The following is a 241-nucleotide window of genomic DNA, read 5'->3' as shown; positions in this document are numbered from 1 at the left end:
GACATACTGCGCACTTTGGACGCCTTTGGCATGACCTGGGATGGCAGTGTTATTTACCAAAGTCAGCGTCACGCCCTTTATCAGGCTCAGATTGAACACTGGCTGGCTCAGGGCGATGCCTATTATTGCCGATGCAGCCGCAAAGCGATCAAGGAAGCCGGCGGCTTTTATCCCGGCACTTGCCGCAATGCCGGTCTGGATAGCACTCACAGTGCGGTAAGGTTGAAAGTCGACCAGGCCA

The 241-nt window shown here is 55.2% G+C and carries 1 protein-coding gene; it reads left to right on the top strand.

Features of this window, described 5'->3' with window-relative positions:
* Positions 1–241 (top strand): glutamate--tRNA ligase family protein (locus ACYP03_RS27680; RefSeq protein ID WP_459782894.1); only part of this gene is annotated, 241 nt, incomplete at both ends.

This window comes from Photobacterium sp. R1, from assembly GCF_054600795.1.
Note: the sequence above shows the minus strand (reverse complement) of the source record. Positions and strands in the feature narration are given on the sequence as shown.